General features: G+C 68.0%; 22 protein-coding genes. 15 read left to right on the forward strand and 7 right to left on the reverse strand.

Annotated elements, in window-relative coordinates; genetic code table 11:
- Nucleotides 1–19 precede the first annotated feature (19 nt).
- Together BJ987_RS14285 and BJ987_RS14290 are read right to left on the reverse strand one after the other, a co-directional pair.
- Nucleotides 20–1,039 (reverse strand): Gfo/Idh/MocA family protein, encoded by a 1,020-nt coding sequence (locus tag BJ987_RS14285; protein ID WP_209889416.1) that lies wholly within the window; start codon nucleotides 1,037–1,039, stop codon nucleotides 20–22.
- A gap of 38 nt (nucleotides 1,040–1,077) precedes the next feature.
- The gene (locus tag BJ987_RS14290) at nucleotides 1,078–2,079 is read right to left on the reverse strand and encodes a LacI family DNA-binding transcriptional regulator (protein WP_209889420.1); all 1,002 of its coding nucleotides are present in this window, start codon (nucleotides 2,077–2,079) and stop codon (nucleotides 1,078–1,080) included.
- A 263-nt stretch (nucleotides 2,080–2,342) separates the two neighbouring features.
- On the opposite strand from BJ987_RS14290, the gene BJ987_RS14295 reads away from it, so the two are divergent.
- The 10 genes from BJ987_RS14295 to BJ987_RS14340 all read left to right on the forward strand — a co-directional run bounded on the left by BJ987_RS14295 (nucleotide 2,343) and on the right by BJ987_RS14340 (nucleotide 11,558).
- Nucleotides 2,343–3,257: a TIM barrel protein gene (locus BJ987_RS14295; protein WP_209889424.1), complete on the forward strand. Its 915-nt coding sequence runs from the start codon at nucleotides 2,343–2,345 to the stop codon at nucleotides 3,255–3,257.
- 84 nt (nucleotides 3,258–3,341) lie between these two features.
- On the forward strand, nucleotides 3,342–4,319 hold the full coding sequence (locus BJ987_RS14300; protein ID WP_245365962.1) for a sugar ABC transporter substrate-binding protein: 978 nt from the start codon (nucleotides 3,342–3,344) through the stop codon (nucleotides 4,317–4,319).
- A gap of 15 nt (nucleotides 4,320–4,334) precedes the next feature.
- Nucleotides 4,335–5,384, forward strand: coding sequence for an ABC transporter permease (locus tag BJ987_RS14305; protein WP_245365963.1), 1,050 nt, complete (start codon nucleotides 4,335–4,337; stop codon nucleotides 5,382–5,384).
- The gene (locus tag BJ987_RS14310; RefSeq protein ID WP_209889427.1) at nucleotides 5,381–6,169 is read left to right on the forward strand and encodes an ATP-binding cassette domain-containing protein; all 789 of its coding nucleotides are present in this window, start codon (nucleotides 5,381–5,383) and stop codon (nucleotides 6,167–6,169) included. The genes BJ987_RS14305 and BJ987_RS14310 overlap by 4 nt, the downstream gene beginning before the upstream one ends.
- On the forward strand, nucleotides 6,166–7,125 hold the full coding sequence (gene iolC / locus BJ987_RS14315; RefSeq protein ID WP_209889428.1) for a 5-dehydro-2-deoxygluconokinase: 960 nt from the start codon (nucleotides 6,166–6,168) through the stop codon (nucleotides 7,123–7,125). Before BJ987_RS14310 ends, iolC begins: the two co-directional genes overlap by 4 nt.
- Before the next feature lie 30 nt (nucleotides 7,126–7,155).
- Nucleotides 7,156–8,049: a Cgl0159 family (beta/alpha)8-fold protein gene (locus BJ987_RS14320; protein ID WP_209889435.1), complete on the forward strand. Its 894-nt coding sequence runs from the start codon at nucleotides 7,156–7,158 to the stop codon at nucleotides 8,047–8,049.
- Between the two features lie 29 nt (nucleotides 8,050–8,078).
- Nucleotides 8,079–8,957, forward strand: coding sequence for a 5-deoxy-glucuronate isomerase (gene iolB / locus BJ987_RS14325; RefSeq protein WP_209889437.1), 879 nt, complete (start codon nucleotides 8,079–8,081; stop codon nucleotides 8,955–8,957).
- Nucleotides 8,958–8,969: 12 nt separating this feature from the next.
- Complete coding sequence (iolD, locus tag BJ987_RS14330) at nucleotides 8,970–10,883, forward strand: 3D-(3,5/4)-trihydroxycyclohexane-1,2-dione acylhydrolase (decyclizing) (protein WP_209889440.1); 1,914 nt, start codon at nucleotides 8,970–8,972, stop codon at nucleotides 10,881–10,883.
- A 171-nt stretch (nucleotides 10,884–11,054) separates the two neighbouring features.
- Nucleotides 11,055–11,258 carry a cold-shock protein gene (locus BJ987_RS14335; protein ID WP_194814734.1) on the forward strand — a complete coding sequence of 68 codons (204 nt, stop codon included), beginning with the start codon at nucleotides 11,055–11,057 and terminating at the stop codon, nucleotides 11,256–11,258.
- Nucleotides 11,259–11,351: 93 nt separating this feature from the next.
- Entirely contained in the window at nucleotides 11,352–11,558 is a 207-nt protein-coding gene (locus BJ987_RS14340) for a cold-shock protein (RefSeq protein ID WP_209889442.1), read from the forward strand.
- Nucleotides 11,559–11,587: 29 nt separating this feature from the next.
- Here the strand turns inward: BJ987_RS14340 and BJ987_RS37260 are convergent, their stop codons facing one another.
- Both BJ987_RS37260 and BJ987_RS14345 read right to left on the reverse strand, forming a co-directional pair.
- The gene (locus BJ987_RS37260; protein WP_245365964.1) at nucleotides 11,588–11,791 is read right to left on the reverse strand and encodes a hypothetical protein; all 204 of its coding nucleotides are present in this window, start codon (nucleotides 11,789–11,791) and stop codon (nucleotides 11,588–11,590) included.
- Nucleotides 11,761–12,111, reverse strand: a complete 351-nt coding sequence (locus BJ987_RS14345; protein WP_245365966.1) for a nucleotidyltransferase domain-containing protein — start codon at nucleotides 12,109–12,111, stop codon at nucleotides 11,761–11,763. Before BJ987_RS14345 ends, BJ987_RS37260 begins: the two co-directional genes overlap by 31 nt.
- 944 nt (nucleotides 12,112–13,055) lie before the next feature.
- Between BJ987_RS14345 and serA the strand changes: the two genes are divergently transcribed.
- Nucleotides 13,056–14,654: a phosphoglycerate dehydrogenase gene (gene serA, locus BJ987_RS14350; protein WP_209889445.1), complete on the forward strand. Its 1,599-nt coding sequence runs from the start codon at nucleotides 13,056–13,058 to the stop codon at nucleotides 14,652–14,654.
- Nucleotides 14,655–14,716: 62 nt separating this feature from the next.
- On the opposite strand, the gene BJ987_RS14355 is transcribed toward serA, so the two are convergent.
- Complete coding sequence (locus tag BJ987_RS14355; RefSeq protein WP_209889448.1) at nucleotides 14,717–14,956, reverse strand: hypothetical protein; 240 nt, start codon at nucleotides 14,954–14,956, stop codon at nucleotides 14,717–14,719.
- A 131-nt stretch (nucleotides 14,957–15,087) separates the two neighbouring features.
- On the opposite strand from BJ987_RS14355, the gene BJ987_RS14360 reads away from it, so the two are divergent.
- Together BJ987_RS14360 and BJ987_RS14365 are read left to right on the forward strand one after the other, a co-directional pair.
- Nucleotides 15,088–16,095 carry a 3-isopropylmalate dehydrogenase gene (locus tag BJ987_RS14360; RefSeq protein ID WP_209889451.1) on the forward strand — a complete coding sequence of 336 codons (1,008 nt, stop codon included), beginning with the start codon at nucleotides 15,088–15,090 and terminating at the stop codon, nucleotides 16,093–16,095.
- Between the two features lie 144 nt (nucleotides 16,096–16,239).
- Complete coding sequence (locus BJ987_RS14365) at nucleotides 16,240–16,827, forward strand: Uma2 family endonuclease (protein WP_209889454.1); 588 nt, start codon at nucleotides 16,240–16,242, stop codon at nucleotides 16,825–16,827.
- A gap of 965 nt (nucleotides 16,828–17,792) precedes the next feature.
- Here BJ987_RS14365 and BJ987_RS14370 read toward each other — a convergent pair.
- Nucleotides 17,793–18,248 carry a hypothetical protein gene (locus BJ987_RS14370; RefSeq protein ID WP_209889457.1) on the reverse strand — a complete coding sequence of 152 codons (456 nt, stop codon included), beginning with the start codon at nucleotides 18,246–18,248 and terminating at the stop codon, nucleotides 17,793–17,795.
- A gap of 48 nt (nucleotides 18,249–18,296) precedes the next feature.
- Nucleotides 18,297–19,484 (reverse strand): MFS transporter, encoded by a 1,188-nt coding sequence (locus tag BJ987_RS14375; protein ID WP_209889460.1) that lies wholly within the window; start codon nucleotides 19,482–19,484, stop codon nucleotides 18,297–18,299.
- A gap of 273 nt (nucleotides 19,485–19,757) precedes the next feature.
- On the opposite strand from BJ987_RS14375, the gene BJ987_RS14380 reads away from it, so the two are divergent.
- A complete protein-coding gene (locus tag BJ987_RS14380) occupies nucleotides 19,758–20,531 on the forward strand; it encodes a fumarylacetoacetate hydrolase family protein (protein ID WP_209889463.1) in 774 nt (257 codons plus the stop codon).
- A gap of 15 nt (nucleotides 20,532–20,546) precedes the next feature.
- The gene (gltX, locus tag BJ987_RS14385; protein WP_209889465.1) at nucleotides 20,547–22,055 is read left to right on the forward strand and encodes a glutamate--tRNA ligase; all 1,509 of its coding nucleotides are present in this window, start codon (nucleotides 20,547–20,549) and stop codon (nucleotides 22,053–22,055) included.
- Nucleotides 22,056–22,171 lie beyond the last annotated feature (116 nt).

A 22,171-nucleotide genomic window follows, 5' to 3' on the forward strand; every position in this document is an offset into this window, starting at 1 on the left:
CCACCGCGGCCTGTTCGGACTACCGCTGCCGCACCTCGTGCTGGGCGACCGGGCGGCCCTCACGGCGGGAGAGATCGCAGGCTTCGGCGATGTAGAAGGCTTCCAGGGCGTCGGTGGGGTGGCAGGGGGTGGGGATCGCGCCGGTGGCGACCGAGAGGAATGCGCGCAGTTCGGCGGTGTAAGCCGGGTGGAAGCGCTCCATGAAGTTGGGGTAGGCGGGGGAGGTGGCCGGGGGATAGCCGGATTCGACGGAATGCAGCGGAGCACGGGCGTCCAGACCGACGATGGCGTTGCCGCGCGAGCCCAGGACCTCTAGACGGACGTCGTAACCGGCCCCGTTGTAGCGGGACAGCGAGACCGTGGCGAGGGTGCCGTCGTCCAGGGTGAGCAGGACGGCGGCGGTGTCGACATCGGCCGCGGCGCGGAAGAATTCGGCACCGCGGTTGCCGCCCGTGGCGTAGACCTCGACCACCTCCCGGCCGGTCACCCAGCGGATGATGTCGAAATCGTGGACGCCGCAGTCGCGGAACAATCCTCCTGAGCGGGCGACATACTCGGCGGGCGGTGGCGCCGGGTCGAGGGTGGTGGCGCGCAGGGTGTGCAGCCAGCCGAGTTCACCGGAGGCGATGGCCGCGCGGGCCGCGCGATATCCGGCGTCGAAGCGGCGCTGAAAGCCGATTTGTACCGGGACATCAGAGGTTTCGAGGTGCTCGAGGACCGCGAGGGTGCCGCGGATATCGGCCGCGACGGGTTTCTCGCAGAACACCGGAATACCGCGATCGACCGCGCGGGTGATGAGTTCGGGGTGCGAGTCGGTGGCCGTGGCGACGATCAGACCGGAAAGGCCGGAGCCCAGCAGGGTTTCGACGTCGGGGGCGAACTCCAGGCCGAGTTTGCTGGCGATCGCCTGGGCGCGGGGCGCGTCCGCGTCGGCGACGATCACGGAGCCGACGCCGGGCAGTGCTTTGAGTGTCTCGGCGTGGGCGGCGCCGATGCGGCCGGTGCCGGCGAGGCCGATGCGGAGGTCGGTCGTGGTCATCGAAACTCCTTGGTTGCGTGCGCTGTCGGTGGCGCCGCTCAGGTGAGGGCGGCGGTGGTGGCGCGAACGACGAGGGACGGTTCGACCCGGCGGCGGACCGGGGCGGTGCGTCCGTCGCGTAGGCGTTCGGCGAGCGCCTCGAGGGCGAGACGGCCCATTCGGATACGCGGTTGATCGATGGTGGTGAGCGAGACGTGACGGAGTGCGGCCAGCGAGGTGTTGTCATAGCCGACGATCGACACATCCTCGGGCACCCGCAAGCCGGCCTCCTCCAGCCCGGACATCGCGCCCACGGCGTTGAAGTCGTTGCCGCACACCAGCCCCGTGGGAAAGTCGCTGGGAGAGAAGAGGTTCCGTAGCTGCTGGACGGCGGCCAGACCGGCGGAATCGGTGTGCTCACTCGGCACGACCATCGGCTCCAGGCCGTGGCGCTGCATGGCGGCGCGGTAGCCGCGGCGGCGGGCGGCGGCGGAGAAGGCCGCGCCGCCGTCGATGTGGACGATGCGGCGGTGCCCGAGAGACACCAGATGATCGACGGCCAACGCGGAACCGGCTTCGCCGTCGTCGTTGACGGTGTCGACCTCCGGCACGGTCGAGCCTCGCGACACCAGCACGACCGGACCCTGTTGCGCCGCAACACGAATGGCGGCGGCGGGCAGTACGGGGGAAAGTAGGATGATGCCGCCAGGACGGAAGGCGAGCAGGCTGTCCAACGCGGTGCGCTCCCGGGCGGCGCTGCGGCGTCCGGTGTTGAGGATGAGTTCGAAGCCGAGTTCCTGTGCCGCGCTGTCCATTCCCTCGACCACATCGGCGAAGAACGCGTTGCGCAGATCGGAGACGAGCACACCGACGATGTTCGAGGTCCGGCTCGCCAGCGAGCGCGCCATGATGTGCGGCTGATAGCCGAGATCCTTCGCGGCTTCCAGCACGGCGCGGCGGCGGTGCTCACTGACCTTCGGCGAGTTGCGCATGACCAGCGAGACCAGAGCGCGGGAGACACCGGCGCGGTGGGCGACATCCTCCATGGTCGGTCGCCCCATCTCGCCTCCGGTCCGCCGGACCCGGCAGGCGATGCGCCCGCTCCGGTGCCCGTGCCGCTCGCACGTTACAAGGTCCGTATCGAGGAGGCAATAGAGCGCTCTAACTGCCCGCGCGACCGCCGCCGCTTCGGCTGAATATCGCTGTCTTTCGAGGTAACCCGGCTTTCCGGCGTGACCGCACACCTCTTGACACACTGTGGCGTGCGTTACATAGTTGGAGCGCTCCAATCCGCGAGCGCTCGTGCACAGGTCGGAGAGTCCTGATGGCCGAACCGTTCCACCCGCCGCGTATCGCGGGCGCGCCGATCTCCTGGGGTGTCTGCGAGGTGCCCGGTTGGGGGCACGTCCTCGACGCCCGCACCGTGCTCGCGGAGATGGCCGCGCTGGGCATCACCGCGACCGAGCTCGGACCGCCCGGCTATCTGCCGGCCGATCCGGGGGAGCTGCGCGCGCTGCTGACGGAGTTCGGCATGCGCGCGATCGGCGGATTCCTCGCCGTCCCCCTGCACTGCCGACCCGAACACGCCCTCGCCACCGTCCGCCGCACGGCCACGCTGTTCGCCGCGACCGGTGCCGAGATACTGGTCCTGGCGGCCGCCACCGGTCTCGCGGGCTACGACAGCCGCCCGCCCCTGAGCGCCGCCGAGTGGCGCACCCTCATCGAAACCGCCGCCGCGGCGCGCGATATCGCCGCCGAGCACGGCTTGCGTGCCGTCCTGCACCCGCACGTCGGCACCCAGATCGAAACCCAGGCCGAGGTCGAGCGTTTCCTGGCCGACTCGGACCTGGACCTGTGCCTGGACACCGGGCATCTACTCATCGGCGGCACCGACCCGCTGCAGCTGGCCCGCCGCCATCCCGACCGGATCGGGCACGTCCATCTCAAGGACGTGCGAAGCGAACTCGCCGGCGAAATCCGCGGCGGCAAACTCGAATACAGCCAAGCGGTGCGTCAGGGACTGTATGTTCCGCTGGGTGAGGGCGATGTCGATATCGCAGCGCTGGTGCGCGGCATGCACGAAACCGGATACCGCGGTTGGTATGTCATCGAACAGGACACCGCGCTGGCGCCCGCCGGCCCGGCCGATCAGCCACGCCGGGACACCGAACACAGCTTGCGCAGCCTCGCGGGGATCAGCACCGCGGCGCGGTGTGAGCTCAGCGCCCGAAGGCGGTAGCGAAGCGTGACCACGCAGGGCGTAGTGAACACCGCAATTTCAACCGCCGTCGGGTGGAAATCTAGTTGGGAAGTGATGACAACGATGTCGAGACAGCGCGTACGTCGGTTGGTGCCGTGGATAGCGGCGGCGGCGGTTCTGGCGGCCTGTAGCGGGCCCGGATCGGACGAGCCCGCCAAGACCGAATCCCCGGGCGCCCAGGGCACTTTGGAGTCGGTCGCGGTCGTCACCCACGGCAGCGCGGGTGACGCGTTCTGGAACGTCGTGAAGAACGGCGCCGAGCAGGCGGGCAAGGATCTGGGCGTCCGCGTCGACTACAACTCCTCCGGTGATCCGGGCCAGCAGGCCAAGCTCATCGACAACGCCGTCGCGCAGGGTGTCGGCGGTCTGGTCGTCTCCATGGCCAATCCCGACGCGTTGCGCACCTCGATCGAAAAGGCGGTGGCGGCGGGTATTCCGGTGGTCACCGTCAACTCCGGCGAGAACGAGAGCGCGGCCTTCGGCGCCATCACCCACGTCGGCCAGAGCGAAACCCTGGCCGGGTCGAACGCGGGCAAGCGGCTGGCGGACGCCGGAAAGAAGAAGCTGCTCTGCGTGATTCACGAAGCCGGAAACATCGGCGCGAATCAGCGGTGCGAGGGGGCCACCAAAGCGTTCGGCACCGGCACCACACTGCAGGTCGACATCAACAACCCCACCGACGCCCAGGCCCGGATCAAAGGCGCGGTGGAGGCCGATCGCTCCATCGACGCGGTGCTGACCCTGAACTCCCAGGTCGCGGCCCGCGCCGTCGACGCGGTCAAAGAAGCGAACTCCGCCGCGGCCATCGCCACCTTCGACCTGAATGCCGATGTGGTGGCGGCGATCAAGGCGGACAAGTTGTTGTTCGCGGTCGACCAGCAGCAGTACGAGCAGGGCTACCTGCCGATCGTGCTGTTGAAGCTGTACCAGACCAACCGCAACACGCTCGGCGGCGGCGCGCCCGTGCAGACCGGCCCGGCGTTCGTGGACAAGAACAATGTGGAAGCCGTCGCCGCCCTGGTATCGCGCGGCACCCGCTGAGCAGGAGGCGATGACATGACCGTTGCCACCCCGGTTTCGGAGCAGTCGAGCGAGGTGGCGGCCGGTCCCTCGCTGCTGCACCGGATGCTCGTGCGGCCGGAGGTGGGCGCCGCCCTCGGCGCCCTGCTGGTGTTCGTGTTCTTCTCCCTCATCACCGAGCGTTTCCTCAGCCCGATGGGCATTGCGAACTGGCTCGACGACGCGTCCACCCTCGGCATCATGGCGGTCGCGGTGGCCCTGCTGATGATCGGCGGTGAATTCGATCTGTCGGCGGGTGTGATGACCGCGTCGACAGCGTTGGTCACCGCGCTGCTGGCGGTGCACGCCGGCTGGAATGTCTGGCTCGCGCTGCTGGTTTCGCTGTTGCTCGCTTTGACGGTCGGAGCATTCAACGGCTGGCTCGTCATGCGCACGGGGATGCCGAGTTTCATCGTGACGCTCGGCACGTTCCTGGCGCTGCAAGGCCTCAATCTCGGTGTGACCAGGCTCGTCACGGGAACCGTGCAGGTGGCGGGGATCCGCAGCGCGCCGGGCTATGAGTCCGCGGGATCGGTCTTCGCCTCGACCTTGCGGATCGGCGGCACCAGTGTGCAGGCGTCGGTGCTCTGGTGGATCGTGCTGACCGCGATCGCGGCATTCGTGTTGACCCGCACCAAGTTCGGCAACTGGATCTTCGCCGTCGGCGGATCGCTGCCCAGCGCGCGGGCGGTCGGTGTACCCGCCGACCGGACCAAGATCATTTTGTTCATGACCACCGCCTTCGCGGGCTGGGTCGTCGGCTCCTGCATGATCCTGCGCTTCACCAGTGTCCAAGCGAATCAGGGCATCGGCCTGGAGCTGCATTACATCATCGCGGCGGTGGTGGGCGGTTGCCTGCTCACCGGCGGCTTCGGTTCCGCGGTGGGCGCCGCGATCGGCGCGCTGATCTTCGGTATGGCACGCCAGGGCATCGTGTTCGCACGCTGGGACAGCGATTGGTTCATGCTCTTCCTCGGCGTGCTCCTGCTGGCAGCGGTGCTGGTGAACAACCGTTTTCAGAAGCGAGCCGAAAGGGTACGGCGATGAACGCGCCACTCATCGAAACCATCGATATCGGCAAGAGCTATGGCGGCGTCGTTGCCCTGGAAGATGTTTCGATGGCGGTGCGCGCGGGTGAGGTGGTCTGCGTGCTCGGCGACAACGGCGCGGGTAAGTCGACGCTGATCAAGATTCTCGCCGGTGTGCACCAGCACGATCGGGGCAAGCTGCGGATCGACGGCGAGACCACCCGATTGTCCTCTCCCCGTGCGGCTCTGGATCAAGGCATCGCGACCGTATACCAGGATCTGGCGGTCGTCCCGCTGATGAGCGTGTGGCGCAACTTCGTTCTCGGTTCCGAACCCACCATCGGAGCCGGGCCGTTCCGCATGCTGGACAGTCGCAAGGGACGGGAGATAGCCCGAAAGGGTCTGTCCGACATGGGCATCGAGATCCGCGATATGGAGCAGCCGGTCGGCACGCTCTCCGGTGGCCAGCGCCAATGCGTCGCCATCGCGCGTGCGGTGCACTACGGAGCGCGGGTCCTCATTCTCGACGAGCCCACCGCCGCGCTCGGCGTCAAGCAGGCGGGCGTGGTCCTGCGTTACGTCGTGCAAGCGCGCGACCGTGGGCTCGGCGTCGTCCTCATCACCCATAATCCGCACCACGCCTATCCGGTCGGCGACCATTTCCTGCTCCTCAAACGTGGTGCCGTCCTGGGCTCCTACGCCAAGTCCGAGATCGATGTCTCCGATCTGACGCGCCAGATGGCGGGCGGCGCGGAACTGGACGTACTCGAACACGAACTCCAGCGGGTGGTGAATCCCTCGTGACCGAGCTCGAGGTCTTGACCATCGGCCGGGTCGGCGTCGACCTCTACCCGCAGCAGAGCGGGGTACCCCTCGCGGAGGTCGAGACATTCGCGAAGTCGTTGGGCGGCACCGCGACCAACGTGGCGGTCGCCGCCGCTCGCCTCGGCAGGCGCAGCGCGGTGCTCACCAAGGTCGGGCCCGACGGTTTCGGTGACTACGTGCGGTCCGCGCTCGAAAGCTTCGGCGTGACCGCACGTTACGTCGGGACCTCGCCGAATCTGCAGACCCCCGTGGTCTTCTGCGCGCTGGACCCGCCCGACGACCCGCCGCTGCTCTTCTATCGCGCGCCGATCGCGCCCGACCTGACCATCGAAACCCGGGATGTCCCCTGGGATCTGGTGGAACAGGTGCCGCTGCTCTGGGTCACGGGCACCGGGGTCAGTGCCGAAGCCAGCCGCAGTACCCAGCGCGCGATCCTGCGCCGCCGTGCCCGTCGCGGTCACACCGTGCTCGATCTCGACTATCGCCCCATGTTCTGGCCGGACCCGGCGCTGGCTCGCCCGGAGATCGCCTGGATGCTCGACCACGTCAGCGTCGTGGTGGGCAACCGCACCGAAACCGAAGTCGCGCTGGGGACGGCCGATCCGGACGAGGCGGCGGACCGGATACTCGCCCGGGGCGTGCGCCTCGCGGTCGTCAAACGCGGAGCCGAAGGGGTACTGATCGCTACCGAAGCCGATCGCTGGACGGTGCCGCCGTGCCCCGTGGAGGTCGTCTGCGGGCTCGGCGCGGGTGACGGCTTCGGCGGCGCGCTGATCCATGGCCTGCTCGCGGGCTGGGGTCCGGAACGCATCGCCGTCTACGCCAATGCCGCCGGGGCCCTGGTCGCCGGGCGGCTGGCATGCGCGGACACGATGCCCACGCACGAGGAGATCGAAGCGCTGGCGAGCGGACATCGTCGGCCAGCACCCCGGTGACCGCGCAGGTTCCGGTTCGAAGGAGGCGTGATGTATCTGACCGATGCCCGCTGGCGGGAACTGCTGCGCATCCGCGCCACCGATCCCGGCGCTGTCGCCCGAGCCTATGCCCGGCGCGCCCGCCGTCCAGCTCTGTTGCCGGACAAGCGCACTCTGTTCCTCGTCGCCGCCGACCATCCCGCTCGGGGCGCACTGGAAGTCGGCGCGGACCGCACCGCCATGGCCGGTCGCCGCACCCTTCTGGAGCGCCTGCTCATCGCGCTGTCCAATCCCGCGGTGGACGGCGTCCTGGGGTCCCCGGACGTCGTCGAGGAACTGCTGCTCCTCGGTGCCCTGAACGACAAGGTCGTCATCGGCTCGATGAATCGCGGCGGCTTGGCCGGCGCGGAATGGGAAATCGACGACCGCTTCACCGGCTACGACGCCGAATCGCTGGTGAAATACCGTCTCGACGGCGGCAAAATGCTGCTGCGCCTGGTCGATTCGGATCCCGGCACCGTGCCCACCCTGCACGCCTGCGCCCGAGCGGTCTCCGAACTCGCCGCGCACGGCCTGATGGCCATGGTCGAACCGCTGCCGTACCACCGCGACGAATCCGGCGTTCTGGTCATGAGCAAGGACGCCCCGGCACTGTCTCGCGCCATCACCGTCGCCTCCGGACTCGGCGTGACCTCCGCCTACACCTGGTTGAAAATCCCCGCACCCGAAGACAATTCGGTGCTCGATGCCACGACGCTGCCGGTGGTGGTCCTGGGCGGCATCCCCTCGGGAGACCCGGCCGCCGACGTCACCGCCTGGGGCGGCGCCCTGACCCACGATGTCGTCCGCGGCCTGGTCGTCGGTCGCTCGCTGCTCTACCCGCCGGACGGTGATGTGGCCGCGGCCGTCGATGCCGCGGCGCGCGTGCTGAAGGAAGCCCGATGAGCGCCGGCGAACCCTCTGGAAGGAGCGCGATGACATTGCATCACCCCGCCGGGGCGCTTGCCGATGGCGCGGATCCGGTAGTGCTGACACCGGAGCGCGCGCGGTGGAGTTACGCCGGATTGCGCGTTCTGCGGATTTCGGCCGGTACCCGGCGCACACTGCTCACCGCGGAATTCGAAGCGTTCGTCCTGCCCTTGGCGGGCTCGGGTGTTGTGCGGGTCGACGGACTGACGTTCGAACTGCACGGGCGCGAATCGGTGTTCACCCGGGTCACGGATTTCGTGTACGTTCCGCGCGACGCCGAGGTCGAACTCGCCAGCGCCGACGGACTCGAGGTCGCGCTGCCGATGGCCCGTTGCACGCGTCGTCTGTCGCCGAAATACGGTCCGGCCGAGGATGTTCCGGTGGAAGTCCGCGGGGCGGGACAGGCGACCCGCCAGGTCACCAACTTCGGCGTCCCCGGCGTCTGGGACCATGCCGACAAGCTCAACGCCTGCGAACTGCTCACACCGGACGGCAATTGGTCCTCCTATCCGCCGCACAAACACGACGCGGTCAGCGCCTGCGAGGTCGTCAACGAGGAGATCTACTACTTCCGCATCGCCGATCGGGATGGCATCACTCCGTCCCGTACCGGATTCGGCATGCACCGCACCTACGACGGCGCCCGGGACGAGAACGTCGCGGTCCGCGACGGTGATGTCTTCCTCATCCCGCGTGGCTATCACGGTCCGTGCGTCGCCGCCCCTGGCTACCCGATGTATTACCTGAACGTGCTGGCGGGTCCCGCCGAGCAGCGTTCGATGGCCTTCTGCGACGACCCCGCGCACAGCTGGGTGCGCGACACCTGGAACACCCAAGCCCCCGACCCCCGCTGCCCTGTCACCAACCACCAGGGACGCCTGTAGAGGACGGTTCCGATGAAGTCGACCACCGCACAAGCTCTCGTCTCCTGGCTGATCGCACAGCGCTCGGAAACCCTCGACGGCCGCGAAGTACCGCTGTTCCCCGCGGTGTTCGCGATCTTCGGGCACGGCAACGTGCTCGGGCTGGGTACCGCTCTGCAGGAGCGCCGCGACGAGATACCCACCTGGCGCGGCCAGACCGAACAGGGTATGGCACTCGCCGCCGTCGGCTACGCGAAGGCCACGCATCGTCGCCAGGTGGGTGTCGCCACCTCCTCCATCGGTCCCGGCGCGTTGAACATGGTCACCGCCGCGGGCGTGGCACACGCGAATCGTCTACCGCTGCTGCTGCTTCCGGGCGACACCTTCACCGGCCGCGCGCCCGACCCGGTGCTGCAACAGGTCGAGCACTTCCACGATGCCACCGCCACCGTCAACGATGCCTTCCGCGCCGTCAGCCGCTACTTCGATCGCATCACCCGTCCCGAACAACTCCTCGCCACCCTGCCTCAGGTGGCCCGCGTGCTCACCGATCCGGCCGACGCCGGACCGGTGACGCTGGCTCTGCCGCAGGACGTCCAAGCCGAGACCTTCGATTTTCCGGACGCGCTGTTCGAACCGGTGCTGCACCGAATCCCGCGCTCGCGCCCCGACAGTCGCGTCGTCACCGAAGCCGCGGCCCTCCTGCGCGGCGCCCGGCGGCCGCTGCTCGTGCTCGGCGGTGGTGTCCGCTATTCGGGCGCGGCCGCCCGGATACTGGAATTCGCGGAGCGGCAAGGCATTCCGGTCACCGAAACCACCGCGGGACGCACCCTCGTCGCCCACGACCACCCGCTGCACGCGGGCCCGCTGGGCATCACCGGGTCGGAATCGGCGAATACCCTTGCCGCCGAAGCGGATCTGGTCCTGGCGATCGGCACCCGCCTACAGGACTTCACCACCGCCTCCTGGACCGTCTTCGCCCCGGACGTCCGTCTGCTCACCATCAACACCGCCCGCTTCGACGCGGTCAAGCACGGTGCCGTGGCGATCGTCGGCGACGCCCGCGCCGCTGTCGACGATCTGGCCGAGCACGTGCGGCAGGATTGGCGGGTCGAGGCGTCCTGGACCGCCCGCGCGGCCGCCTTGCGCAGCGCCTGGGACGCCCGCATCGACAAGCTTCGCGCCCCCACCGCGGGCTCGCCCAGTTACGCCCAGGTCGTCGGCGTCGTCAACGAACTCAGCGCACCCACCGACTACGTCATGACCGCATCCGGGGGTCTGCCCGGTGAGCTGATCGGCGGCTGGCGCGCCCACGGTGGCGCTCCGGCCATGGACGTCGAGTACGGCTTCTCCTGCATGGGTTACGAACTGGCGGGCGCGTGGGGCGCGGCGATGGCCCACACCACCGGTCTGGTCACCACATTGCTCGGCGACGGCTCCTACCTGATGGCGAATTCCGACCTGTTCTCCGCCGCCTTCGCCGGCCATCCGTTCGTCGCCGTCGTGTGCGATAACGACGGCTACGCGGTCATCGCGCGCCTGCAAGAGGGGCAGGGTGGAGTTTCGTTCAATAATTTCTACGCCGATTGCCGCAGCACCCTGCCGGACCCGCCCCGGGTGAATTTCGCCGCGCACGCCCGAGCCCTCGGTTGCGAGGTCTATACCGCCACTGACCTGGCCGAATTCCGGGCCGCCTATACCCAGGCGCGCGAGGCGGCCGCAGCGCATTCCCGGCCCGCCGTCGTCGTGGTCCGCACCCAGCCCGCAACCTGGATCGAGGCCGGGGCCTGGTGGGAAGTCGGTGTGCCGCAACATCTTTCCGGCCACGAGGAGTTCGAGCCGGGCAAGCGGGGCCAGCTCCGCTATCTCGCACCGGCCGACCCGAACTTTTCTCAGCCGCGGCACCGGCCGCCGCGCGCGGAACTTCCGGATGGAAATGGGCGCTGAGCGGGGAAAATACTTCCCGAGAGGTGCTCGCCACACGCCTGCGCGGGCGTTGGTTGCCTCACAGTGGGCGGACTTTTTTGTGGCCGAATTCGTCGGATCATGGCATCGTTGATCTACGAGACCAGGGCATTCCGTTTGCCAGAATCTGGCTCGTCAACAAGAAGGTATGAAATGGCTCAGGGTGTAGTTAAGTGGTTCAACAGCGAGAAGGGCTTCGGCTTCATCGCGCAAGACGGCGGAGGCCCCGACGTCTTCGTGCATTACTCGGCCGTTAGCGGCGCGGGTTTCCGGTCCCTCGACGAGGGGCAGCGCGTGGAGTTCGAGATCGGCCAGGGCCAGAAGGGCCCGCAGGCGCAGGACGTCCGCGTTCTCTGATCTCGCGATCTAAGCTTCGACAGCCCCCGTACCGTGCCGGTACGGGGGCTGTCTCACGTTCAGGCCGATGTCGGCCCGTTCTAGGATGATCGGGTGACCCAGGGCACCGTGAAATGGTTCGACTCGAAGAAGGGTTTCGGGTTCATCGTCGAGGACGGCGGCGGCCCCGACGTCTTCGTCGACTACTTGGAACTCCAGGGTTCCGGATTCCGGCATCTCACCGAGGGCCAGCGCGTCGAGTTCGAGATCCGGCACGTCAAGGCGGGCCCGGAGGCCGTCGGCGTCCGCATCGTCGACTGAAGCCGCGCCGCTCCGGGGCGGTGGCCATGCTAGGCAGACCGTGCCGCGTTCCGGAAGAACTCCGTTGTCAGTTCCTTGACCCGAGTCGGATCCTGGTAAGGGTTTTTCGGGAAAGCCGGTGCCGCGCAGTCGAACTCGGATGCGATGAACTCGGCGATGGGTCCGGGGACCGCGCCGCTGCCCATCTCGCGGGTCCGGGACTTCAGCTCGGTGAGATCGGCGACATCAGCCATTCGATCAGAACCGCGTTCCCCGCGACCAGCAGGCGCAGTGCCTTGGCGAGGTCCCAGCCGTTCACGTCCAGCAGACCGACCAGCGGCGTCTCGATGACATCGCGGGCGGGCCAGGGTGTCAGGTAGTTGTCCAGGGCGCCGACGTAGACGAACCGGCAGTCGTAGTCGGAGTCGGGCGAGGGGAAGCCCCAGGCGCGGCTTCCGCTTTCGACGGCGAGGCGCACCGATACCCGGTGCTCGCGCTGCACCCGATCCAGCTCGGCGTCGATGTGCCCGACGACAGCCGGGTCCATCGAGGTGGGGATCACGCGCAGGGTCATGGCCGGTGATGCTAGCTGCGCGGATGTTTGTTCGGCCACATCTTTTCGGGGGGTCGCCGGTCAGCGGCTCTGCGGCGGCAAGGGTGCCCCTCTGCTGCGCGGATATGCCCGTAGCGGGGGACGCCCGGTGTGCCCGAATATGGCGGTTCGCCCGAATGCGACGCCTGCTGAGGAGGGTTCGACCGCATTCGCCGCGGTCTGGTGACTGATTGCGCCGATACCCGATTACAGGGCAATCACGGAAGGATCATTCGGAATTACTCGTGGCACGTTCGCGCATCCATGTCTGTCCGGAAGCGAGCGCGGATTCATTTTTCGATCCGCCTACCTGCAATTCTTAGACGGCTGCCAGAGTTCTCATAAGGAGCGGCGAGCCAGGGCTGAACTGGTCGATCGTCCAGACTGTAGTAGCGCTATTTCCCCAGGTAAAGCCCATATTTCCAGGGGCGACGCGCGTCTTTCGTAGTGTCGCGGGTCACCATCAGGGGAATTCTGTGGCCTGTATCACTAATTATCGGAATTCCGTAACCGCATTAGCGCGGCCCTCGATGTGCCATATGCAAGCCAGTTCGCTGGAAACATCACGACCGAAGAGGTATTCACATGATCCCCGTTATCATCGACACCGGTTCCGCTGCCCTCAACGGCCTGTTCAGCACCCTCGGCGCTGCCTTCGCCGGCATTGTCGACACCCTGTGGACCGGCTCCTTCGGCGGCTGAGTCGAATATTCGATCGACTGATTCGATCGAACCCGCGCCGCCTCGTCGGCGCGAAATGTGGGAAGGCCTCTCGCCTGCGGCGCGGGGCCTTCCGCCGTGTCCGGGCCTGTCCGCGTGGGCCGCACTGACGGCGGGTGCCCACCGGGGGGTAAGGGGACCCACAATCGATCCCACTAAGCTGGGCGGCGGTAAATGCCGACCCCATTCCCCAGGAGTACTCCATCGTGAGCCAAGCAGGCCGTCCCGTTGTCCTGATCGCCGACAAGCTCGCCCAGTCGACCGTCGACGCGCTCGGTGATGGAGTCGAGGTCCGGTGGGTCGACGGCCCCGACCGCCCGGCGCTACTCGCGGCCGTCCCGGACGCCGACGCCCTACTCGTCCGTTCGGCGACCACCGTCGACGCCGAAGTCCTCGAAGCCGGCAAGAACCTGAAGATCGTCGCGCGGGCCGGTGTCGGCCTCGACAATGTCGATGTGCCCGCGGCCACCGAGCGCGGCGTCATGGTCGTGAACGCCCCGACCTCCAACATCCACACCGCCGCCGAACACGCGGTCACCCTGCTGCTCGCCGCTGCCCGGCAGATCCCCGCCGCCGATGCCACCCTGCGTGAGCACACCTGGCAGCGCAGCAAGTTCAACGGCGTCGAGATCTTCGGCAAGACCGTCGGCGTCATCGGCCTGGGCCGCATCGGTCAGCTGTTCGCCCAGCGTCTCGCCGCTTTCGAGACCAAGATCATCGCCTACGATCCCTACACCTCCCCGGCCCGCGCCGCGCAACTCGGCATCGAACTGGTGAGCCTGGACGAGGTGCTCGAGCGCGCCGACTTCATCTCCATCCACCTGCCGAAGACGCCCGAGACCAAGGGCATGATCAACGCCGAGACGATCGCCAAGACCAAGAAGGGCGTCATCATCGTCAACGCCGCCCGCGGCGGCCTGATCGACGAGCAGGCGCTGGCCGACGCCATCACCTCCGGTCACGTGCGCGCCGCCGGCATCGACGTGTTCGAGACCGAGCCCTGCACCGACAGCCCGCTGTTCGGCCTGTCCCAGGTCGTGGTGACCCCGCATCTGGGCGCCTCCACCGCCGAGGCGCAGGACCGCGCCGGTACCGATGTCGCCAAGTCCGTCCAGCTCGCCCTCGCGGGCGAGTTCGTGCCCGGCGCGGTCAACGTGACCGGCGGTTCGGTGACCGACGAGGTCGCGCCGTGGCTGGAGATCGTGCGTAAGCAGGGCGCCCTGCTCGGTGCGCTGGCCTCGGAGCTGCCGGTCAGCCTGGAGGTCCAGGTGCGCGGCGAGTTGTCCGCCAATGATGTTGCCGTGCTGGAGCTTTCGGCCCTGCGCGGTGTCTTCTCCGCGCTCATCGAGGACGCGGTCACCTTCGTCAACGCGCCGTCGCTGGCGAAGGATCGCGGCCTCGAGGCCACGGTCACCACGCACACCGAGAGCCCGACCCACCGCAGCCTGGTCGACCTGCGCGCCGTGTTCGGCGACGGCCGCACCCTGAACGTGGCCGGCACCCTGACCGAGCCGCAGCAGGTGCAGAAGATCGTCAACATCAACGGCCGCAACTACGACATGCGCGCCGAGGGCCTGAACCTGGCCGTGCTCAACTACGAGGACAAGCCGGGCGCGCTGGGCAAGATCGGCACCAAGCTCGGTGCGGCCGGCGTCGACATCCTGGCCGCGCAGCTGAGCCAGGACGTGGACCAGGAAGGCGCGACGGTCATCCTGCGCGTCAACCAGGATGTGGCCGCCGACGTGCAGGCCGCCATCGCCGAATCCGTCGGCGCGGCCAAGGTCGTGCTGGTCGACCTGGGCTGACCTGGCCGAAATCCTTGCCGCCGAGTCCCTTCCACATGTGTGGGAGGGACTCGGCGTATCGGTCAGCGTATGTGGGGTTCTCGCGCTTCGACCGCTTCTTTCGCTTCCACCAGGTCCGCCGCGGGGTCGAGTTTGCGGTACACGCGGATCGCTTGGATCGTTTTGCCTTGGCGCAGCAGTTCGTCGATCTCGGTGTAGTCGAGCGCCAGGCCCGGATCCGAAATGCCCAGATGCTCCAGGACGAGGTCGAGCTTGCGTTCGAGCCGGTCGATCTTCCGCTCGAGTCTGTAGTTGCCGAACATCTGTCCATCCTTACCAAAGCCCGCCGATCTCACTGTGTGAGAGAGGTTTGCCCTGGTGGCAGGGCTGTCGACGGTCCCGGCTATCGTGGCCGTGTCGACGGGCGCTACATCCGAACAGGAGCACTACTTTCATGAAGCTTGCTGTCATCCCTGGTGACGGAATCGGTCCCGAGGTCATCGCCGAGGCGCTCAAAGTGCTCGACGCGGTGCTGCCCGGTGTCGAGAAGACCGAATACGACCTGGGTGCCAAGCGCTACCACGCGACGGGTGAGATCCTGCCCGAGAACGTGCTCCCCGAGTTGAAGCAGCACGACGCCATCCTGCTCGGCGCGATCGGCGACCCGTCGGTGCCCAGCGGCGTGCTGGAACGCGGCCTGCTGCTGCGCACCCGTTTCGCGCTGGACCACCACGTGAACCTGCGCCCCTCCAAGCTGTTCGCCGGCGTCACCAGCCCGCTGGCCGGCAACCCCGACATCGATTTCGTCGTCGTCCGCGAAGGCACCGAGGGGCCGTACACCGGCACCGGCGGCGCCATCCGGGTGGAAACGCCGCACGAGGTGGCCACCGAGGTCAGCACCAACACCCGCTTCGGCATCGAACGCGTCGTCCGCTACGCGTTCGATGTGGCGCGGTCTCGCCGCAAGCACCTCACCCTGGTGCACAAGAACAACGTGCTGACCTTCGCCGGGTCGCTGTGGCAGCGCACCGTCGACGAGGTCGCGACCGAATTCCCCGACGTGACAACGGCTTACCAGCACATCGACGCCGCCACCATCCACATGGTGAACGATCCGGGCCGCTTCGACGTGATCGTCACCGACAACCTGTTCGGCGACATCATCACCGACCTCGCCGCCGCCGTGTCCGGGGGTATCGGCCTGGCCGCCTCCGGCAACATCGACGCCTCCGGCACCAACCCCTCGATGTTCGAGCCGGTCCACGGCAGCGCCCCCGACATCGCGGGCCAGTCCAAGGCCGATCCGACCGCCGCCATCCTCTCGGTCTCCCTGCTGCTCAACCACCTCGGTCACGCCGAGGCCGCGGCCCGCATCGAAGCCGCTGTCGCCAAGGACCTCGCCTCCCGCGCCGGTGTCGCGTCCACCGTGGAAATCGGCGATCGCATCGCCGCCGCGCTCTGACCTCAGGTTCTCCGGCAAGGCCCCGACCATCGGTCGGGGCCTTTTCGCTGGCCGGAGATTGCTCCGCCCGGTGCTGGGTACAGGTCTACTTTGGGCACCGAGTCAGGACAATCAGCTGCTGCGAGACACTTCATGGGAGGCATGATGGCGGCACGCAAGGCCGAAGCCGGCCCGTACACCATTGACGACTTGCACGGCCTCTTCGAAGGCGGCAAAGGCTTCGAACTCGAAGACGGCTGGCTGATCGAAGTCGCCCACGGCGCCCGCCACAACTATGTCGCGCAGCGACTTTCGCGCTTCATCGATATCGCGGTCGGCGGCCGCGCACTGCACGTCTGCCTCTGCGGAGGCTGGGAGATCGCCACACCCAGCGGCGTACGCAAACCCGACATCATCGTCCTGCCCAGAGATGTCGTACGGACCGCCGTGGTCGCCGACACCGATGTGATCCCCGCCGCGGAAGCTCTGCTCGTCGCCGAAGTGGTCGCACCGGGAACCAACAGCGAACGCACCGACCGGGTCCGCAAGGTCCGCGAGTACGCGGCCATCGGAATCCCGCAGTACTGGATCGTCGAGCACCACCCGCAGCCCCTTGTCCACCGTCTGCTGCTCGGCGCGGGCGGCTACCACGCGGACCCGGTCGCCGGCCCCGGCACGGTGTTCAGTGCAGACGTGGTCGCGGACGAAGACTTTCGTGTCCGCTTCGACCCGGCCGCCCTACTGGAGATCTGAACTCCCGAACCGTGGACTCGGCGGTTTCCGCGCGCCGGGCGGGTCAGCGTGGGCTGCCGCTGGTGGGGTCCACCCACGCTGGGCGGGGTTGCCATGGAGCGCCAGGTGGCGGCCCCGGGGTTATGGGTGGTGGCCCAATGCGGCTGCTGCGCAGAGGGATTCGAACCGAGGCCTGCCGGACTCGGCGGTTATCGCGCCTCGGGCGGGTTCGGGGCGTTCGGCGGGTGTGGGCGGTTCGAGGGCGGCGGTGGGGCGGGCGGGTTTCTTTGTGGATGCGGCGGCGTCCGCCAGGAGGTATCGGGGTGTTCGTCCCTCGGGCCGGGATGTGCTGGGGGAGCGGGCCAGTCGTGGCCGCCGGGGCTATCGAAGCGTGGACCGTCCGCCGGTGGCGGCCAGCCGGTGCCGGACGGGGGTGGCCACGGAGCTCCGGGTGGCGGCGGGGGTGGCCACGGAGCTCCGGGCGGTGGCCCCCAATGCGGTTGTGGCGGAGGCGCATCTGAGCTGGGGTGCGGTAGTGGTTCCGAATACCGTTGCTGCCCTGGGTAGTCCGTGTCGGGGTGGGGTGGCGTTTCCGAATAGGGCGGCGGTGCGGAGGGATGGTCCGGGTGGGGTGGCGGCGGTGCGGAGGGAGTGTCCGAATAGGGCGGCGGCGGTGCGGAGGGAGGGTTCGGGTGGGGTGGCGGTTCCAGGTAGGGTTGCCGCCCTCCGAAGGCGGCGTCCGGATGTGGTAGCTGATCCCGATGGTGAGCCGGTCCCGCAGAGTCGGCGGCGGGGTGTGGTGGCGTCTGAACATTGTGCTGCGCATCGCGATTCGCGGCTGGATGGGGCGGCGGGAAGGGGTGGGACGGGCTGATCGGGGGTTGGGGGACGGCTTGGGTGTCGGAGGGGCCACGGGTTGGGGGTGGGGTTCCGGTGGGATCGGTCGGTTCGGTGGGCATGGTTATCTCCTTGGGGCCGAGCGGGATTCAGTACGGACGGCCTGGGCCCGGTGGGTGTCCTGGGCCTGGTGGGCGAACTGGGCCGCGTGGGCGGCCCTGAGTCGGTGGTGGCGGCGGGGTGATGAAATTCGGTGGGGCCGGCGGGCCGGGCGGGAATGGGGGCATCGGTGGGGGTGGTAGCGGGCCGAGGGGTGGCATCGGGCCGCTGAACCGCTGGAAGGCGGCTTGCCGGGAGGTGCCGAGGAGGTCGCCGAGTTCGGCCCAGGTGTGGCCTTCCTCGCGGGCCTGCCGGGCGAGGGTGTGCAGGATGTCGTCGACGAGGCGGCTCAGATTGCGGGTCGCGGTGAGCGCGGCCAGAACCGGGACCTTCGGGTCGCCTTCGGCCGGACGCAGGACTTCGACGACCAGTTCCGCGTTGGCGGACAACAACATTCCGAGAGTTGCCCGTTCGTCCTGTGGGTCGGGGCGCTGTTCTTCGGTCATGTGTAAAGCGTGCCTTGACACCGTCAGGCTGTCAAGGACGGCTTTACATCATCGGCGAGCGGGCTCTCTCGGCACCAGCGGGACCGCGGCGGCGGCCAGGGCCGCGGCGACGAGGTAGGCCGCGGGGAATCCGGTGGCGGTGATCAGTGCGCCGAACGCTGGCGGAACGGCGGCGATGATCAGATTCTGTCCGGTGTTCTGCACGCCCAGGCCGCGTCCGCTCCAGTAGGGCCCCGCGATTTCGGCGACGGCCGTGAAGGCCAGACCGTTGTCGGACACCGTGATCACCGAAGCGGCGACCAGGAGTGGGATCGCGGCCCACCACCATTGCGTCCACGCGGTGAATCCCAGTGCCGCCATGGCGATCGCGGCCGCGATCGCCACCGTGCGCAGCGGACCCATTCGGCTGCCGACCCGATCCGACCACGCGCCCGCGCCGATCCGGCCGAAGGCCCCGAGGATCTGGGTGAACGTCACCAGCAGTCCGGCCGCGGCCAGCGACCAACCCAGATCGCGGTGCAGCCACAGCAGCGCGAACGTCCACACCGTCGCCTGCGGAACAACCAGCAGCACGGAGACCGCGTGTATCCGCCACAGCGTCGATGCGCCTTGATAAGGGTTGGCGCGCAACGTCGGATCGGCCTCGGAGATCTTCGGCCGGGGCGGGTCGACGATGCCCGCCAGGCAGCCGATGGCCGCCAGTCCGGCCATCGCCGCGGGCACCAGAACGGCGGCGGCCACCCCGTATTCGGCGGCCACCCACGGGATCGTCAGCGCGCCGATGCCCACGCCCAGCGGCTGCGCGGTCTGCCGGATGCCCATGGCCAGCCCGCGTCGCCGCGGCGGGAACCAGCCGACGATCACGCGCCCGCTCGCCCCGTTGGTGCTCGCGGCGCCCACGCCGCCGGCGAACAGCAATGCGCCCAAGGCGATGTCGTCGTGTGTCGCGGCGGCGGCGCAGCCCGCGACGAACATCAGCAGTGGTCCGCCGACCAGAACTTTGCGCTCGCCGATCCGGTCGACCACATAGCCCCACGCGATCAGGGTGCACACCAGGCCGACGGTCGGCATCGCCACCAGCAGCCCGGCGGTCGGCAGCGACATGCCCCGCGCGGTCAACGCGGGCAGCAGGAAGGGCACGCCGTGGACGAAGACCGAACTCGAGGCCTGCGCGAAGACGCCGAGGCCGAGCATCGACCACCGTCGAACCGTGCGGATCTCGGTCACGGTAGCCATCGGCTCCACCTCTGAATCTCACTATATGGGATACAGTTCCCACTGTATGAACAACCGCTTTCACACGCTACACCTGCGGCACGGCACACGTTCCCCGGCCCGTCTGTCGTACTTCTCACACCGCCCGCAGTTGCCCGCCGACCTCCTGCCCGCGCCGGTCGGAGCGGGAAGGGGTTCGGCGGCACCCCCTTTCACCCTCGCCCGGACACGCCGACGGGGGTCCGGTCTCGGCCACATTCGGCCAGGTCGAGGCTGGTCGATAGACTGCGGGGCATGCGCCTAGGTCGAGTTGCAAGTCCGGATGGGGTCGCGTTCGTCAGCATCGACGGGCAGGGAAGCGACGCCATCGCGAAGGAAATCGCGGAACACCCGTTCGGTACCCCCACCTTCACCGGACGGAGCTGGCCGCTGGCCGACGTCCGCCTGCTGGCGCCGATCCTGGCCAGTAAAGTCATCTGCGTCGGTAAGAACTACGCCGCGCACGCCGCGGAAATGGGTGGCCCGGCCCCCGAAGAGCCGGTCATCTTCATGAAGCCGAGCACCGCCATCATCGGCCCGAACGCCCCGATCATCCTGCCGCCCAGCTCTTCTCAGGTCGACTACGAGGGCGAACTGGCCGTCGTCATCGGCCGCCCGTGCAAGGACGTGCCCGCCGCCCGCGCCAAGGACGTGATCCTCGGCTACACCGTGGCCAATGACGTCACCGCCCGCGATCAGCAGCGCAAGGACGGCCAGTGGACCCGCGGCAAGGGCTACGACACCTTCTGCCCGATCGGTCCGTGGATCGAAACGTCCTTGGACGCAACGGATGTCGAAATCGTCACCGAACTGGACGGTGAAGTGAAACAGCGCAGTCGCACTTCGCTTCTGCTGCACGACATTCCGAAGCTCGTCGAATGGGTATCCACGGTGATGACCCTGCTGCCGGGTGATCTCATCCTGACCGGCACTCCGGAAGGCGTCGGGCCCATGAAGGATGGACAGCAAGTGTCCATCACCGTCGAGGGTATCGGCACCCTCACCAATCCTGTTGCCACCAAGCGCTGATCGCGAAAGAGAGAAATGACCGAGCCCACCGACCCCGCCGCCGATAGCCGTCCCCCCGGCGTCCGGGTCCGCTTCTGCCCGTCGCCGACCGGAACGCCGCACGTCGGCCTGATCCGCACGGCGCTGTTCAACTGGGCCTACGCCCGCCACCACGGCGGCAAGTTCGTCTTCCGCATCGAAGACACCGACGCCGCACGCGATTCCGAGGAGTCCTACCAGGCGTTGCTGGACGCGCTGCGCTGGCTCGGCCTCACCTGGGACGAGGGCCCCGAGGTGGGCGGCCCGTACGGCCCGTATCGGCAGTCGCAGCGGCGTGAGCTGCATCTCGAGGTGGTGCGCAAGCTGGTGGAGGCGGGCGAAGCCTACGAATCCTTCTCCACGCCAGAAGAAGTCGAGGCGCGCCACCGCGCCGCCGGCCGCGACCCCAAGCTCGGTTACGACAACGCCGACCGGTTCCTGACGCCCGCGGAGATCCAGGCGTTCCGAGATGCCGGACGTCCGGCCGTGATTCGGCTGCGCATGCCCGACGCCGATCTGACCTGGCACGACCTCGTGCGCGGCGAGACCACCTTCAAAGCGGGCACCGTCCCGGACTTCGCCCTGACGCGCGGAAACGGCGATCCGCTCTACACCTTGGTCAACCCCGTCGACGACGCGCTGATGAAGATCACGCATGTCCTGCGCGGTGAGGATTTGCTGTCCTCCACCCCACGGCAGCTCGCGCTGTACGGGGCGCTGCGGCGGATCGGCGTAGCCGAGTTCACCCCCGAGTTCGGTCACCTGCCGTTCGTGATGGGCGCCGGGAACAAGAAGCTTTCCAAGCGCGATCCGGAGTCGAATCTGTTCGCCCATCGCGATCGCGGATTCATCCCCGAAGGTTTGCTGAATTACCTGGCGCTCCTCGGCTGGGGCATCTCCGATGATCACGACGTGTTCTCTATGGCGGAGATGGTCGCGGCATTCGATATTTCGAAGGTCAATTCCAATCCGGCGCGTTTCGACCAGAAGAAGGCAGACGCCCTCAACGCTGAGCACATCCGATTGCTGGAGCCGGGTGATTTCGCGCGCCGACTCCGCGAGTTCCTCACCGGAGCGGGTCATATCGGGGCGGATGTCGATGAGAAGATGTTCGCCGCGGCCGCCGAACTGGTGCAAACCCGCATCGTCGTGCTGAGCGATGCCTGGGAACTGCTGCGATTCCTGTTCGTTTCGCCGGCCGAATTCGCAATTGATCCGGCGGCGGGCGCGAAGAATCTCGGCGCCGACGCGGTGCCGGTATTGGACGCCGCCATTGCCGCGCTGGAGGCACTGAACGCGTGGACCACGCCGGCTATCGAGGAAGCCCTCAAAACCGCGCTTATCGAGGAATTGGGCCTGAAACCACGCAAGGCGTTCGCGCCGGTGCGGGTGGGAGTGACGGGCTCGCACATCAGCCCGCCGCTGTACGAGTCGATGGAGTTGCTGGGCCGGGACACCACGCTGGACCGGCTGCGCGCGGCCCGCGACTGGACCGCAACGGCGTAATTCGTCCGAAAATACGGCTTTGACCAGGCGATTTGTAGTTTACCGGCAGAGGTTTGGTACTCTTCTTCTCGTTCGGAACACGGCCTCACAGTCACCCAGACGGTGGGGTCAAACGT

The organism is Nocardia goodfellowii (assembly GCF_017875645.1).
In the GTDB taxonomy this organism is placed as follows: Bacteria; Actinomycetota; Actinomycetes; order Mycobacteriales; family Mycobacteriaceae; genus Nocardia; species Nocardia goodfellowii.

What these genes read in the sequence shown, in the direction of transcription:
- BJ987_RS14285 (WP_209889416.1), bottom strand. Translation starts at nt 1,039, where the DNA reads ATGACCACGACCGACCTCCGCATCGGCCTCGCCGGCACCGGCCGCATC.
- BJ987_RS14290 (WP_209889420.1), bottom strand. Translation starts at nt 2,079, where the DNA reads ATGGGGCGACCGACCATGGAGGATGTCGCCCACCGCGCCGGTGTCTCC.
- BJ987_RS14295 (WP_209889424.1), top strand. Translation starts at nt 2,343, where the DNA reads ATGGCCGAACCGTTCCACCCGCCGCGTATCGCGGGCGCGCCGATCTCC.
- BJ987_RS14300 (WP_245365962.1), top strand. Translation starts at nt 3,342, where the DNA reads ATGTCGAGACAGCGCGTACGTCGGTTGGTGCCGTGGATAGCGGCGGCG.
- BJ987_RS14305 (WP_245365963.1), top strand. Translation starts at nt 4,335, where the DNA reads ATGACCGTTGCCACCCCGGTTTCGGAGCAGTCGAGCGAGGTGGCGGCC.
- BJ987_RS14310 (WP_209889427.1), top strand. Translation starts at nt 5,381, where the DNA reads ATGAACGCGCCACTCATCGAAACCATCGATATCGGCAAGAGCTATGGC.
- BJ987_RS14320 (WP_209889435.1), top strand. Translation starts at nt 7,156, where the DNA reads ATGTATCTGACCGATGCCCGCTGGCGGGAACTGCTGCGCATCCGCGCC.
- iolB (WP_209889437.1), top strand. Translation starts at nt 8,079, where the DNA reads ATGACATTGCATCACCCCGCCGGGGCGCTTGCCGATGGCGCGGATCCG.
- iolD (WP_209889440.1), top strand. Translation starts at nt 8,970, where the DNA reads ATGAAGTCGACCACCGCACAAGCTCTCGTCTCCTGGCTGATCGCACAG.
- BJ987_RS14335 (WP_194814734.1), top strand. Translation starts at nt 11,055, where the DNA reads ATGGCTCAGGGTGTAGTTAAGTGGTTCAACAGCGAGAAGGGCTTCGGC.
- BJ987_RS37260 (WP_245365964.1), bottom strand. Translation starts at nt 11,791, where the DNA reads ATGGCTGATGTCGCCGATCTCACCGAGCTGAAGTCCCGGACCCGCGAG.
- BJ987_RS14345 (WP_245365966.1), bottom strand. Translation starts at nt 12,111, where the DNA reads ATGACCCTGCGCGTGATCCCCACCTCGATGGACCCGGCTGTCGTCGGG.
- BJ987_RS14355 (WP_209889448.1), bottom strand. Translation starts at nt 14,956, where the DNA reads ATGTTCGGCAACTACAGACTCGAGCGGAAGATCGACCGGCTCGAACGC.
- BJ987_RS14360 (WP_209889451.1), top strand. Translation starts at nt 15,088, where the DNA reads ATGAAGCTTGCTGTCATCCCTGGTGACGGAATCGGTCCCGAGGTCATC.
- BJ987_RS14365 (WP_209889454.1), top strand. Translation starts at nt 16,240, where the DNA reads ATGGCGGCACGCAAGGCCGAAGCCGGCCCGTACACCATTGACGACTTG.
- BJ987_RS14370 (WP_209889457.1), bottom strand. Translation starts at nt 18,248, where the DNA reads ATGACCGAAGAACAGCGCCCCGACCCACAGGACGAACGGGCAACTCTC.
- BJ987_RS14375 (WP_209889460.1), bottom strand. Translation starts at nt 19,484, where the DNA reads ATGGCTACCGTGACCGAGATCCGCACGGTTCGACGGTGGTCGATGCTC.
- BJ987_RS14380 (WP_209889463.1), top strand. Translation starts at nt 19,758, where the DNA reads ATGCGCCTAGGTCGAGTTGCAAGTCCGGATGGGGTCGCGTTCGTCAGC.
- gltX (WP_209889465.1), top strand. Translation starts at nt 20,547, where the DNA reads ATGACCGAGCCCACCGACCCCGCCGCCGATAGCCGTCCCCCCGGCGTC.